Origin of the sequence: Gluconobacter thailandicus F149-1 = NBRC 100600 (assembly GCF_000964465.1) — a bacterium.
GTDB classification, from domain to species: Bacteria; Pseudomonadota; Alphaproteobacteria; order Acetobacterales; family Acetobacteraceae; genus Gluconobacter; species Gluconobacter thailandicus.
The window spans coordinates 26,697-39,670 of record NZ_BANH01000057.1 but is presented as its reverse complement, the minus strand read 5'-3'; the positions used below and the strand labels follow the sequence as shown (position 1 = coordinate 39,670).

Below are 12,974 nucleotides of genomic sequence, written 5' to 3'. Positions count from 1 at the left end.
GCTATGTCATAATCGCATTTGGGATTAGTCTCCTGGGCTCGTAAAGGAAAGGATATTTCATGATGGGGCCGGACAGGCTTGCTCCTCTTCCCCAATGGCCGGAATACGGCCTGACTGATGATCTCCTTCCCACACTGGAAGCATGGCTGGCGCAGGGCAAGCAGGCCGCTCTTGCCACACTCGTCTCCATTACCGGATCTTCGCCCCGCCCGTTGGGCAGTGAAATGGCCATTTCCAGCAGCGGAGACGTTCAGGGGTATGTTTCTGGCGGATGTGTGGAAGCCGCTGTTGCAGCAGAAGCCCTGGAGTGCCTGAAAGAGCTTCGCCCTCGCCTTCTGGACTATGGTGCAGGCAGCCCTGTTCTTGACATCCAGCTCACCTGCGGGGGCCGGATCAGTATTTTTGTTAGACCCATAGTGGATCTGGTCGCACATGTTGCGCAATTGCGGAAAGCCCGTGAAGCACGTCAGGCCATTGCCATCGTGACGGATCTTCAGACAGGGACGATGCAGTTCACGCATCATGCGCCCCCATCTGAAGAGGGAAAGACATTCGCACGGTTCTATCCCCCTCCCCTCCGAATTGTCGTCGCCGGTGGGGATCCTGTCACGCTCGCCCTTCTGAAGCTGGCCCCCCAGTTCAACGTCGAGACATTCCTGCTTCGCCCGCTTGGACCAGTTCTCCCTCCCAGCATGATAACCACGGACCATTATGATCGCAGACGCCTGGAAGAGTGTCTCGAGGAATTACCCCTGGATGGGTGGACCGCCGTGTACACGCTGACCCATGATGCCCATACCGATCTGGAAATCGCCACTAAAGCCCTGAAGTCCGATGCCTTCTGTGTCGGAATTCTGGGAAGCCGCCGCAAGATCACAAGCCGTCTGGCAGCCCTGAAAGCATCAGGTATTGAAACTGCCGAACTTGAAAAACTTCATTTACCGGCAGGCGTGGATATCAACGCCCGCAACCCGATGGAAATCGCGCTTTCCATTCTGTCTCAGGTTACCGCGCATCGGCCCGTATAATGTCTCATAATGCCGTTCTTCTGGCCGCAGGTGGCAGTCGCCGGCTCGGGCAGCCCAAACAACTCCTCATGCGACAGGGCATTCCGCTTGTGCGCCATGTCGCGGACCTTATGCTCCAGACACAGTCAGACAGGTTGATCATTGTCACTGGGGGGAACGCGGAGGCCGTTGAAGCCGCCCTCATTGGACTTCCTGTAGAAATCTGCCGCAATCCAGACTGGAAAACCGGTCTGGCCAGTTCTCTTCAATCCGCGGCAAAATCCCTCAAAGGCAGCCCGGATGCCGTCCTGATTGCAGGAACAGATCAGCCGCGCCTGACGCTTATGCACCTGATGCAACTACTGGAACACAGCGTGGAGCGGAATATCGTCTCGCAGTACCGCCCGGACGCTCAGGGCATCCCAGTACGCCTTACTGCGGAAACACTGGCAAAGGCATCAGAACTCCAGGGAGACAAAGGCTTCCGGGATCTCTGGAAAGACAATCCACCTCTGAAAATCCAGGCTCCAGAACTACTGGAAGATCTCGACACGCCAGAGCAACTGGCAGAAGCGGTCAAAGCAGGCTGGATAGACCAGCCCACCTGAGCGCATACTCCTTTAACTGCGGGCGTAAACGTCCTCGATACGCACGATATCGTCTTCACCAAGATAGGGACCAGACTGGACCTCAATTAGTGTCAACGGAATTTTGCCAGGGTTTTCCAGACGGTGAACACACCCTAGCGGCAGATAGACGCTCTCGTTCTCACGCACCAGAACCAGATCTTCATCGCGCGTGACAAGCGCCGTGCCACCTACTACGACCCAGTGCTCTGCCCGATGAAAATGCTTCTGAAGCGAGAGCTTGGCCCCCGGTTCCACCACGATGCGTTTGACCTGAAAACGGTCCGCCTGAATGAGGCTCTCATAGAAGCCCCACGGGCGATAACACCGGTTATGAGACGTCGCTTCCTTTCGCCCGACCTGCGTCAAACGTGACACCATGTGTTTGACATCCTGCGCCCGGTCCCGATGCGAGACCATGACCGCATCCGGCGTGACAACCACGATCAGGTTATCAACACCTGTTACAGTCGCCACAATCCCGTCAGACCGGACGTAGCAGTTCTTCGCGCCGTCCAGAAACACATCGCCAATCGCGGCATTTCCATCCTCGTCCTTCGCGCTCAGATCCCACAGAGCATCCCAGCTTCCAATATCGGACCATCCAAAGCTGCCTGGCACAACAGCAGCCAGTTCCGTGCGTTCGGCAATCGCGTAATCGACCGAAATGTCTGGTGCGGCTGCAAAGCTCTTTTCTTCAAGCCGCTCGAAATCCATATCCGTGTGGCGGTTGCGGACAGACTGGCCGACAGTTTCGTGGATGCGTGGCTCATACCGCTCTGTTTCCTGAAGGAAGACCCTGGCCTTCACAACGAACATCCCGGAATTCCAGAGATACTGATCGGAATTGCAGAGTTTCAGCGCCTTGGCGGCATCCGGCTTCTCGATAAAGCGGGACACGTCATAGACACCGCGAACACCATTCAGTTCAGCACCAACTTCGATGTAGCCATAGCCGGTTTCAGGCCGGGTCGGCCTCATGCCGAACGTGACAATACGCCCAGCATCTGCCGCTTCAATCGCTTTTCCAAGAGCACCACGAAGAGCCTCTTCATCCGTAATGGCCGCATCCGCAGCCATAATCCACAGAATGGCATCCGGATCCTGCTCCGCAACCATGAAAGCCGCTGCAGCAATGGCAGGCGCGGAGTTCCGTCCGGCTGGCTCCAGAACGATCCTGCTCTTCTGAATCCCGGCATCGCGCAACTGTTCGGCTACGATAAAACGGTGCTCTGAATTACAGATGACGACAGGGTCTGAAAAACCAGCAATCTGGCCACGAAGAGCCGTTTCCTGAATCAGGGTCCTGTCATTCAGGAGGGGCCAGAACTGCTTGGGATAGCTCTTGCGAGAGACAGGCCAGAGACGGCTTCCTGAACCACCTGACAGGATTACCGGGACGACATGCTGAACCATGGAGCAGATATTCTTTCCACCGCGTAAAAGGCGGCCACAGACGTGGGAGCGCCATATCGGGGTATAGTTTCACAAAGCACTGGCAGGAGTGCCAGTTCAAGCCCGGGAAAGGCAAGCCAGATCTGTTTGAAAATATAAAGCGAAACGCGTGTGACAGGCTCTATCACGTTCCGCGATACAGCCTGCCATGCACATCTCGCCAAGGCTCCGCTGACCAAAAGCACGGAGCGCTTTTAAATCTCAAACGATCCGATGGACCCAGCCGTGAACATCATTCGTACGCCCACCCTGAATATCCGTCAGGAGGGTTTTGAGCTTCACCGCTACAGGGCCAGGCGTCTTGCCATCACCAAAAATGGCTTCACCTGAAGGCCGGATCAGCTTGCCGATAGGTGAGAGCACGGCGGCCGTGCCACAGGCAAATGCTTCAGTGTACTTGCCGGACGCCGCACCCGCGAACAGTTCGTCGATCTCTACTGGCTCCTGAAGCACTTCAATACCATGATCCCCAGCCAGCTTGACCAGACTGTCGCGGGTGATGCCACGAAGAATGGTACCACCAAGTGGAGGCGTAACGATCTTGCCGTCATTCCGGACGAACATAACGTTCATCCCGCCCATTTCCTCGACGAAGCGACGCTCGCGCGCATCCAGGAACAGAACCTGGTCGCAGCCCTTTTCCTTGGCTTCGGCCTGGGCAACCAGACTGCCGGCATAGTTGCCGCCACACTTCGCTTCACCCGTACCGCCGATCGCAGCGCGTGTGTAAAATTCGGAAACCCAGACGGACACACAGCCGGAGCTGAAATACGCACCAACCGGACATGCAATCACGATGAACAGATATTCCGTCGCCGGCTTCACACCAAGGAACACTTCATTGGAAATCATGAACGGACGCAGGTAAAGGCTCTGCCCCTCGCCAGAGGGAACCCAGTCCTGATCAACACGAACCAGTTCGTCCACTGCCTGAATAAACAGGTCTTCCGGAAGAGGAGCCATGCCCATCCGCTTCGCTGACGCAGCAAAACGCGACGCATTGGCCTCCGGACGGAACGTCGCCACATGTCCATCCGCTTCCCGATAGGCTTTCATGCCCTCGAAGATTTCCTGACCGTAATGCAGCACCGTGGACGCCGGGTCGATGCTAAGCGGGCGACGAGCCGTTACCTTGGCGTCATGCCAGCCTTTTTCTTCGGTATAGCGAATGATCGCCATGTGATCGGTGAAGACACGACCAAAAGCAGGACTGGCCAGAAGCTCCGCACGACGTGCGGGATCGGTCGGGGTGTCGGTTTTCTCAATGGTAAATGTCGTCATGGAAAAGAACTTCCGCAAGCTGCTCTGATAAACGTGCGGGGCACTCTGCCACAGGAGTTCCAGAGAGGCGATAGGGAAATATTATTTCTAAATCTCTTCAATAACGGACATTAAAGTTTGCGCGCCAGATATGAAAAAACCCCGGCCACAGAATGACCGGGGTTTCTCCAAAGCTTCGAAAAGCTGAGAAATCAGCGCTTCGAGAACTGGAAGGAACGACGTGCCTTCGCGCGGCCGTACTTCTTACGCTCGACAATACGGCTGTCACGCGTCAGGAAGCCAGCAGCCTTCAGGATGCCGCGCAGGCTCGGCTCATAATGCGTCAGTGCACGGGAAATACCGTGACGGACCGCACCGGCCTGACCGGACAGACCGCCACCAGCAACCGTGCAATACACGTCGAACTGGTTGTAACGATCAGCAATCAGGAACGGCTGCGTGAGAAGCATACGCAGAACCGGACGGGCAAAATACGTCGTGACCGTACGGCCATTGACGATGATGTCACCCTTGCCAGGCTTGATCCATACGCGAGCCACGGCGCCCTTACGACGGCCGGTAGCGTAGGAACGGCCCTGGGCGTCACGCTTTACTTCGTGAACCGGGGCGGCATTGGTGGCTACTGCAGGAGCAACGCTCGCAAGGTCCTGCAGCGTGCCGGTGCGCTCTTGGGTCTCGGACATGGTCAGGCCTTACGACTCGTGTGAGATGGTGTTCTTGCGGTTCAGGGCAGCAACGTCCAGCTTGACAGGCTTCTGACCGTCATGCGGGTGCTCGGAACCAGCGTAAACATAGAGGTGCTTCATCTGAGCGCGCTGCAGCGGACCACGTGTGATCATGCGCTCGACAGCCTTCTCGACAACGTGACCCGGGTTCTTGCCCGTGAGACGCTGCGTGATGGTGCGCTCCTTGATGCCACCCGGATGACCCGTGTGGTAATGGAACAGCTTCTGGCCAATCTTGTTACCCGTCAGCACGACCTTTTCTGCGTTGATGACAACAATGTTGTCACCGCAGTCGACGTGCGGGGTGAACTGTGGCTTGTGCTTGCCGCGGAGACGGGTAGCGATGATGGTGGCGAGACGGCCGAGAACGAGCCCTTCGGCGTCGATCAGCACCCAGTTCTTCGTCACCTCCGCCGGCTTCAGCGAACGTGTGGTCTTCATCTGTGACATTCCAGCTTGGGGCGCGGCAGAACCGCGCCGTGGATGGCGCTTTCAGCAGCGATGGCTTGTCCCGAAGGAAGACCATTGCCCTGAAAGCGGATCAGGTGCGGCCTTATTGCGGTCCTGAGCCTTTCCGTCAAGTCATCTTTTTGAATCATGACAGATGATTCGGCGCAGTTTACCGCCATTTTTAATGATGAGGTATTATAATACCGTATTTTTCGTGCCTCGGATTTGCCCCTGACGCCCAGAGTGGTATCGTGCCGCCACTTTTCGGGACTGTGACGTCCTATCCCCAGTGCTGACGAAAAACGGGAAAAACAACGTGAAACGCCCTTGGCTCACAGCGAGCCTGCTCGCGGTCATTGCAGGAATAAGCGCCATTGGTATCAACCATGCCGCGACCGTCGCACTCGATCGTGGAATTTCGCGGTTCCGCGCCGCTCTTCCCGCTGGCGCGACCCTGACTTACGCCTCTGCCCGCCCTGCCATTCTGGCCCGCGGAGCCCTCCTGACAGACGTGGTTCTCCAGAATGGGAATCTGACATTCCGCGCTCATACCATGCGGCTCGGTCATCCCATTCCGACTCCTGACGGCGGCCTGACCCTGTCGCATCTGGATATGGAAGATCCGACTTTCCAGGCTCCCAACAGCATCATTCGCGCTCACAGCGCGCACATGACACATCTTGTCACACCACCGTCCACAATCGGCAAAAGCGGTGTGGATGCACTGGATCTCGGCCACATCAATCTGGACCGCGGCACCGTTGATCATCTGTCTATCCAGAATCTGTCTCAGGTCCTTCAACCCAACGGTACCCATTTCAACAGCCTGACAATCGATAGTGTTCAGATCGACAGCTACGGCCCCGGTCGAACGACAACCGTCACAACCCAGAATGCCATGGCGATTATTTCCCGCACGGCCCTGCAGGCAGATCGAACTTCTCACATGGCGTCAATGCAGTTGGCCCTGCAGGACTTCAAACTCACACAGCCTGAACTTTCCGCCTGGGTCGCTACTCAGCAAACCGGCAAGACCGCGCTCTCTGCCATCCCGCCCGTTGAGAGTCTGAAACTCTCCAATGCCCAGATCATCTCCTCAGATCGATCTTTCACGCTGGATACACTGACAGGCAAAGGGGCGCGGCAGAACGGCAAGGACAGCAGCACATTTCAAGGCCAGGGATTTCATTTCCATGCCCCTCAAACAAAGACACCCATTCATATTGATGGTCTGCACTCCACATTCACCTACACACAGGAGCGGACAGCAGCGACGGGCGCAGTACACGCTCAGGGCCTTCTGGCAGTGCCCGACCTGACGGACTTTCATTTCACCATGGACATGACCGGACCATCCGATCAGCAACTCAAAGCCAAATCGCCCCAGACCCTTCAGGACGCAGTCCGACTGGTTCAAATGACCCTAAGCCTGCATGGCGATCGCCTTGTTCAGATTCTTCCATCCGTAAATGCTGGTCATCCCCTGAATAGCACTGAGCAGGATCAGGCCCGGACCACTCTGGCACAAGGTATGGAAATGGCTCTGTCGCCCTATCCATCTCTCGCTGTCCTGCCGGATTACGTCGCCAATCCCAATAACCGAACGCTGTCCATCGTTTTTGCGCCCAAGCCGCCCATGGCTCTCAGTGCGCTTTCCACATTGGCGTCTACGCCCGTTGGCGTCATGTCGCTACTTTCACCTGATAGCCTGACGGTCAGTGCGCAATGACCCACCCTACGGACGAAACAGGGAATATCTGCGTCATCGGAGCCAGTGGACGCTCAGGGACGGCTCTCTGTCGCGCGCTGATTGAAAACGGAAACCGGGTCATCGCTGTTGTTCGCAATCGCGGCAAGTTGGCCCCGGACCTTGCTGATGCCTGCGTTGCTGTCCGTCAGGCAGACGTGACCGATTCCGTTGCTTTGCCGATTGCACTCGAAAATGCAGCCGTTGTCGTCAACACAGCACATGCCCGGCATCTGCCCGACATTCTTGCTGCCACTCACGCCCCCATTGTCGCTTTGGGCAGTACGCGCAAGTTTACTCGATGGCTTGATGACCATGGACGAGGCGTTCTGGCAGGCGAAGCCGCGTTACAGGCCGATGGCCGACCGTCCATCCTGCTTCACCCCACCATGATTTATGGCGCGCAGGGGGAAGATAACGTACAGCGTCTTGCCCTTCTTCTGGAACGCCTGCCGATTATTCCCCTTCCTGGCGGTGGTCGCTCTCTGGTTCAGCCCATCAATCAGCAGGACGTTACACGCAGCGTCATCGCGGCGATCAATCTGCTTCTTGCAGGCAAGGTCAGCGGGCCTGAGAGCCTCGTCATTGCTGGACCGAACGCCGTTCCGTACCGGACGTTCGTGCGAATGATCCTGTACTTCTCCGGTCTTGGAGGTCGCCCGGTCATCTCCCTGCCCGGATGGCTTCTGATGGCAGCGTCGCGCGTAACGCGGCATCTCCCAAAGCTGCCCAAAATAGCCCCCGAAGAAGTGCGGCGACTGCTGGAAGACAAGAATTTCGACATCACGCCCATGCGTAACCGACTTGGGATCAATCCCATCCCGCTCGAAACCGGATTACAGCAGCTTTTGTCTGCGCCGCCTTCAAATCCGGTCTGAGCAGAACGAAAATTTTCATCTTCTGAAACATTGACGGCTCGATCCATGAGGTTTTCATTGTTCCCTACGCGGGCCCGGCCCGCAAAGGGGAACACCTCAGATGAAAATGACGTTTCTGTCATCAGGCATGATGCTGTCCTTTATTGGGTTTGCGCTCTTCTCAATCAGCGATGCCTGTTCCAAAGGACTGGCAGGGCAACTTGACCCTTTTGAAGTGGCTTTTTCGGGAGGCGTTCTGGGTTTTCTGATCCTGCCCTTCATCCGACGACCCCACGAGCCCTATTCCGACATTTTTGCAACCGACCGGCCATCCATGTGGCTATTGCGTGCCATTTCCACCTTTGTTTCGACGGCTGCCAGTGTCATGGCCTTCATGCTTCTGCCCATGCCAGAAGCTCTGGCGCTCATGTTCCTGATGCCCTTTTTCGTCACTCTGATTTCCGTCGGACTTCTCAAGGAAAGGGTCTCAGGCTGGACATGGCTCTCCGTAGTCGTCGGTTTTCTGGGCGTTCTGATTGTCCTGCGCCCCGGCGTCCGGGCATTTCATCTTGGCCATTTGTGCGCCGTCATTGCAGCCGCAGCAAATGCCGCCAGCGTCATTGCTTATCGACTGGCTGGCAATAACAACGCCCGACTGTCCCTGTTTGGATCCAGCCTCTTCGGCCCCCTGATCGGGGACGGGCTTCTGATGCTGATGCATGCGAGTTGGCCACATGGGGCCGCGACATGGGCCCTTCTGTTGGGATACGGGTTTCTGGCAGCTCTCGGACAGCTTTTCATGATGATGGCTACAGCTCTTGCTCCCGCCAATCGCGTTGCCTTACCTCAGTACAGCCAGATGATCTGGGCCGTAGTGTTCAGCTACCTGCTCTTTCATCAGCCGCTGGATACCTGGACTTTTGTAGGGATTATGGTCGTCACGCTCTCCGGGATGCTGCACTGGATCCGGCAAAAACTCAGATACGAACGTATAGTACTGGAAGAACACTGGCGCCGACATCACACGTCTGAACCACAATCGGCCGCCCATAAAAATTATTTGTAGCACCAGGGATGAAGACGTTATTCGCCTTTCCAGCGCCACTTCCATCCCCCTTCTGTTTTCACGGAGCATATCCAGAGCAATCCGATGACAGTCGCCAGATCCACGAAGGCGGATATCACCATAACCGGGATGCTCTTGGCCCACATCATGAACAGATTGCTCAGAACAATAATTCCAATGGACGCCATGATCGTGACGCGCCCTTCCCAAGTAATAGCCCGGCCGGCCCCATAGCCATATCGCTTCGCCGCGAACCACGGTCTTTCCATGACAAGGCTCCCTGTTCAAAGCTCCTGCATAGAAAATTGCAACACCGATACGAAATCAGTCAAGACAAATCCATCCTGCTGGAGATTTTGTAACCAGGAGTCATCCAGGAGCAGATCACCAATACTCCTCTGATAGGACAGTCTCGTCGAAACTTCGCAATGGCATCCATGCACCACCACCTCAAGAGAGATACTTCAATATACCTCAAAGATAGTCTGTTCTGATCCAAAAGCTCGTTCGTGATCTGCCCGTCTAGCTCGCGATGCCATCGGGTTAGCAGAACGCCCAAAGTGCCTTCGGTCGCGTGAGAGCGTGCTTTGATCTGGGACCTGGCAATCTATCGGAAATGTATTCAGCAAAGGCCAAGAAGCACTCTGAACGGCCTCAGATGGACACTTGGAAATGCTTGTGTTGGTCTCGCCCAAGAAGGCTTCCAATCACCTTTTAACGGCCCCCATCCAGCTTCTAAAAGGGGTTGGCTGATCTGTAAGCGAATAGCTGCAGCCGCTTCATCTCGACGCCTGATAGATTCACAACTGTCTCTTGTGCCCAGCGTTCGCACGACCTCCCGACACAGACCATTGGAAGAGCCTTTAACGGCCCCAACGTCTGCCCAGCGATCCTTTGAGATTGTGAACCTGACAGCGTAACTTCGACGCCTCAGAAGCAGTTGATACACGCCTTCAAACACCCTTGGAGTAATCCAAAAGATGTAACGGTGAACGTGTAACGCAGCGCTGGAACCCAAAAAGTTCCAGAACACTAACTCGTTGATTTAACTTGAAAAAAGATTGCTGGGGCGAATGACGGGGATCGAACCCGCGACAACCGGTACCACAAACCGGCGCTCTACCGACTGAGCTACATCCGCCACACAGCGATGCGTTCTTTAGAGAAAGCCGAAGCAGGCGTCCAGCCCTTTCTCGAACTTTTCTACAAATTTTTCAGTTCAGATGACGGGCACGCCACCCGTCACAGCGATATTCGCCCCTGAGACATAGCTTGCCTCATCGCTTGCCAGAAAAACATAGGCCGCAGCAAGTTCGGCGGGCTGGCCTGGTCGTTTCATCGGACCATCCGCGCCAAAATTCCGGACATGCTCACCATCCATCGTCGCCGGAATTAGAGGCGTCCAGATCGGGCCAGGCGCAACCGTATTGGACCGAATGCCCTTGTCGGCAAGCAATTCTGCCAGACCGCCACTAAAATTCAGAATGGCGCTTTTGGTCGCGGAATAAGCGAGAAGTTTCGGCTTTGGCCTGTCGGCATTCACCGAGATCGTATGGATCAGAGATCCGCCCTCAGGCATATGCGGCACAACAAGGCGAGACAGCCGGAAAACGGCACCTGAATTGGTATCGAATGTTAGATCCCACTCATCTTCACTGACTTCATCCAGAGAATTCCGTTCGATCTGAAACGCTGCGTTGTTCACCAGCACATTCACCTTGCCGAATTCCGCAACACTCTTGTCCACGATTTCCTTGCAGACGAACCGCTCCTTGATGTCACCCGGCAGAAGCAACGCCTTACGCCCTGCTTTCTCGACCCAGAGTGCTGTCTCGCGGGCGTCATCCATTTCTTCTGGCAGGAATGACAGGGCAACGTCCGCCCCTTCCCTGGCAAACGCAATGGCTACGGCGCGGCCAATACCGGAATCCCCGCCCGTAATAATGGCCACCTTCCCCCGCAGCTTCCCACTGCCCACGTAACTCTGTTCTCCATGGTCCGGCTTCGGCGTCATCTGGGATGTCTGGCCGGGAATGCGGTCCTGCAAGGGCGTGTCGAACGGCGGTTTCGGATAGGTACTCATGTGACGCTCCATCATGGTCAGTGAGACGCCAACGTCCTGACGGCACGGAATGTTCAATCATCTTCTGGCATCTTTGGGCGGAAACGCTTCATTCGAAAGGTAAGTCGCGTTACACTGAATGTCTCATTGCCGCGCCGGGCCCGAATACGTCGCACCCTTTTGACCTTTCGCCCTTAAAGGACTGACATGACACCCGCTCTCTACCGCCACCAGTGGGGCCAGAACCCGCTGCGTGAGGTTCTGGCCGGCATGGTCGGCACGTTCGCCCTCATTCCAGAAGTTATTGCCTTCTCCTATATCGCCGGAGTTTCTCCGGCCGTTTCCCTGTTCGCCTCTTTCGTGATTTCAGTGTCAATCGCGATCTTCGGTGGCAGGCCGGGTATGATTTCGGGAGCCGCCGGTTCGGTCGCCCTGGTCGCCGCCCCTCTCGTTCATGCACATGGCGTTCAGGCCATGATCCTCGCGACACTGATTGCTGGCGCCCTACAGATCGTCTTCGGATTACTTCGGCTACAGGCCGTCATGCGCTTCGTTTCGGCTGAAGTGCGCACCGGGTTCGTAAATGCACTGGCCATCATGATCTTCTCTGCCCAGGTGCCGCAGATGCTCGGCGTGGGCTGGGAAACATACGCCCTTATTGCTCTGGGACTGGTTGTTATCTACCTGCTTCCGAAAATTTCGGATGCCATTCCCTCCCCCCTGATCTGTATCGTCCTGCTGACAGCGATCACGATGTTGCATCCGATGCCGGTTCATACGGTGTCGGATCTGGGAGAACTGCCCACCGGTCTCCCTCACCTGACTTTTCCTCATGTCAGTTTCGACTGGGCTACGCTTTCGGTCGTTCTTCCCTATGCCATCGCCATGGCAGCGGTCGGGCTGCTTGAGTCCATGATGACCGCTTCTGTCGTCGATGATCTGACAGATACGCATGGCAACCAGCGCATGGAATGCACAGGTCTCGGCATTTCCAACATTCTCGTTGGCGCTTTTGGTGGCATCGCAGGCTGCGGCATGATTGGCCAGACGGTTGGCAATCTGCGTTATGGTGGGCGGGGCCGTCTTTCGACTTTCACAGCCGGCGCATTCCTGCTGGCCCTGATGGTTCTCCTGCATCGCTGGGTCGGTCAGGTGCCCATGGCTGCGCTTGTTGCCATCATGATCATGGTGTCCATCAGCACATTCTCGTGGAACAGCCTGCGTGACATGCTTCGTCAGCCGAAACTCTCGACCCTGATCATGCTGGTGACGGTCGCTGTGGTTGTTCTGACGCATGATCTCGCGGCTGGCGTTCTGGCTGGCGTATTGCTGTCAGGGGTCTTCTTTGCCTGGAGAGCCGCAGGCCTTCTGACGGTCAGCAGTCATCGTGACGGACCGACGGAAACCTATACAATTACAGGACAGGTCTTCTTCGCCTCCGCAGATGGTCTGTATGATGCAATCGATTATCTGACGGATGCTGAAACTGTCGTCCTGGATCTGACACATGCCCGTTTCTGGGATGTCACGTCCGTTCAGATTCTCGAAAAGACGTTGGACAAGCTCCGAAGCCATGGTCGGGCAGTAGAAGTTGTTGGCCTGAAACAGGACCAGCACAGCATCATCGCGTCCCAGTCTGACAATGCCCTGCTCGCAATGTAACCTTGTCAACAGGAACCATCGCGTCTGAACCGGAAG

General features: G+C 56.1%; 12 protein-coding genes and 1 tRNA gene. 6 read left to right on the top strand and 7 right to left on the bottom strand.

Translation table 11 applies throughout. The features are described from left to right. Positions 1-59 precede the first annotated feature (59 nt). Entirely contained in the window at positions 60-1,028 is a 969-nt protein-coding gene (locus B7444_RS13230) for an XdhC family protein (RefSeq protein ID WP_007284000.1), read from the top strand. Next, complete coding sequence (locus B7444_RS13225; protein WP_007284001.1) at positions 1,028-1,615, top strand: nucleotidyltransferase family protein; 588 nt, start codon at positions 1,028-1,030, stop codon at positions 1,613-1,615. The genes B7444_RS13230 and B7444_RS13225 overlap by 1 nt, the downstream gene beginning before the upstream one ends. Positions 1,616-1,627: 12 nt before the next feature. On the opposite strand, the gene B7444_RS13220 is transcribed toward B7444_RS13225, so the two are convergent. The 4 genes from B7444_RS13220 to rplM all read right to left on the bottom strand — a co-directional run bounded on the left by B7444_RS13220 (position 1,628) and on the right by rplM (position 5,535). After that, positions 1,628-3,049, bottom strand: a complete 1,422-nt coding sequence (locus B7444_RS13220) for a mannose-1-phosphate guanylyltransferase/mannose-6-phosphate isomerase (RefSeq protein ID WP_007284002.1) — start codon at positions 3,047-3,049, stop codon at positions 1,628-1,630. A gap of 240 nt (positions 3,050-3,289) precedes the next feature. Continuing rightward, a complete protein-coding gene (locus B7444_RS13210; RefSeq protein ID WP_016738116.1) occupies positions 3,290-4,369 on the bottom strand; it encodes a branched-chain amino acid aminotransferase in 1,080 nt (359 codons plus the stop codon). A 191-nt stretch (positions 4,370-4,560) separates the two neighbouring features. Further along, the gene (gene rpsI, locus B7444_RS13205; protein WP_007284005.1) at positions 4,561-5,052 is read right to left on the bottom strand and encodes a 30S ribosomal protein S9; all 492 of its coding nucleotides are present in this window, start codon (positions 5,050-5,052) and stop codon (positions 4,561-4,563) included. Positions 5,053-5,061: 9 nt separating this feature from the next. Continuing rightward, positions 5,062-5,535 carry a 50S ribosomal protein L13 gene (gene rplM, locus B7444_RS13200; protein WP_016738117.1) on the bottom strand — a complete coding sequence of 158 codons (474 nt, stop codon included), beginning with the start codon at positions 5,533-5,535 and terminating at the stop codon, positions 5,062-5,064. Positions 5,536-5,860: 325 nt separating this feature from the next. On the opposite strand from rplM, the gene B7444_RS13190 reads away from it, so the two are divergent. From B7444_RS13190 to B7444_RS13180, 3 genes are all read left to right on the top strand, one after another. Continuing rightward, a complete protein-coding gene (locus B7444_RS13190; RefSeq protein WP_231502775.1) occupies positions 5,861-7,273 on the top strand; it encodes a hypothetical protein in 1,413 nt (470 codons plus the stop codon). Next, on the top strand, positions 7,270-8,169 hold the full coding sequence (locus tag B7444_RS13185; protein ID WP_007284009.1) for an NAD(P)H-binding protein: 900 nt from the start codon (positions 7,270-7,272) through the stop codon (positions 8,167-8,169). The genes B7444_RS13190 and B7444_RS13185 overlap by 4 nt, the downstream gene beginning before the upstream one ends. A gap of 100 nt (positions 8,170-8,269) precedes the next feature. Next, positions 8,270-9,214 carry a DMT family transporter gene (locus tag B7444_RS13180; RefSeq protein ID WP_007284010.1) on the top strand — a complete coding sequence of 315 codons (945 nt, stop codon included), beginning with the start codon at positions 8,270-8,272 and terminating at the stop codon, positions 9,212-9,214. A 17-nt stretch (positions 9,215-9,231) separates the two neighbouring features. Here the strand turns inward: B7444_RS13180 and B7444_RS13175 are convergent, their stop codons facing one another. From B7444_RS13175 to B7444_RS13165, 3 genes are all read right to left on the bottom strand, one after another. Then, on the bottom strand, positions 9,232-9,483 hold the full coding sequence (locus B7444_RS13175) for a hypothetical protein (RefSeq protein ID WP_035729188.1): 252 nt from the start codon (positions 9,481-9,483) through the stop codon (positions 9,232-9,234). A 796-nt stretch (positions 9,484-10,279) separates the two neighbouring features. Continuing rightward, positions 10,280-10,355, bottom strand: a tRNA-His gene (locus B7444_RS13170). A gap of 78 nt (positions 10,356-10,433) precedes the next feature. Beyond that, positions 10,434-11,354 carry an SDR family oxidoreductase gene (locus B7444_RS13165; RefSeq protein ID WP_007284012.1) on the bottom strand — a complete coding sequence of 307 codons (921 nt, stop codon included), beginning with the start codon at positions 11,352-11,354 and terminating at the stop codon, positions 10,434-10,436. A gap of 129 nt (positions 11,355-11,483) precedes the next feature. Between B7444_RS13165 and B7444_RS13160 the strand changes: the two genes are divergently transcribed. Then, positions 11,484-12,938, top strand: coding sequence for a SulP family inorganic anion transporter (locus B7444_RS13160; protein ID WP_007284013.1), 1,455 nt, complete (start codon positions 11,484-11,486; stop codon positions 12,936-12,938). The last annotated feature ends 36 nt before the right edge of the window (positions 12,939-12,974 follow it).

Coding starts and splice junctions, on each gene's coding strand:
- B7444_RS13230 (WP_007284000.1), top strand. CDS start 60: ATGATGGGGCCGGACAGGCTTGCTCCTCTTCCCCAATGGCCGGAATAC.
- B7444_RS13225 (WP_007284001.1), top strand. CDS start 1,028: ATGTCTCATAATGCCGTTCTTCTGGCCGCAGGTGGCAGTCGCCGGCTC.
- B7444_RS13220 (WP_007284002.1), bottom strand. CDS start 3,049: ATGGTTCAGCATGTCGTCCCGGTAATCCTGTCAGGTGGTTCAGGAAGC.
- B7444_RS13210 (WP_016738116.1), bottom strand. CDS start 4,369: ATGACGACATTTACCATTGAGAAAACCGACACCCCGACCGATCCCGCA.
- rpsI (WP_007284005.1), bottom strand. CDS start 5,052: ATGTCCGAGACCCAAGAGCGCACCGGCACGCTGCAGGACCTTGCGAGC.
- rplM (WP_016738117.1), bottom strand. CDS start 5,535: ATGAAGACCACACGTTCGCTGAAGCCGGCGGAGGTGACGAAGAACTGG.
- B7444_RS13185 (WP_007284009.1), top strand. CDS start 7,270: ATGACCCACCCTACGGACGAAACAGGGAATATCTGCGTCATCGGAGCC.
- B7444_RS13180 (WP_007284010.1), top strand. CDS start 8,270: ATGAAAATGACGTTTCTGTCATCAGGCATGATGCTGTCCTTTATTGGG.
- B7444_RS13175 (WP_035729188.1), bottom strand. CDS start 9,483: ATGGAAAGACCGTGGTTCGCGGCGAAGCGATATGGCTATGGGGCCGGC.
- B7444_RS13160 (WP_007284013.1), top strand. CDS start 11,484: ATGACACCCGCTCTCTACCGCCACCAGTGGGGCCAGAACCCGCTGCGT.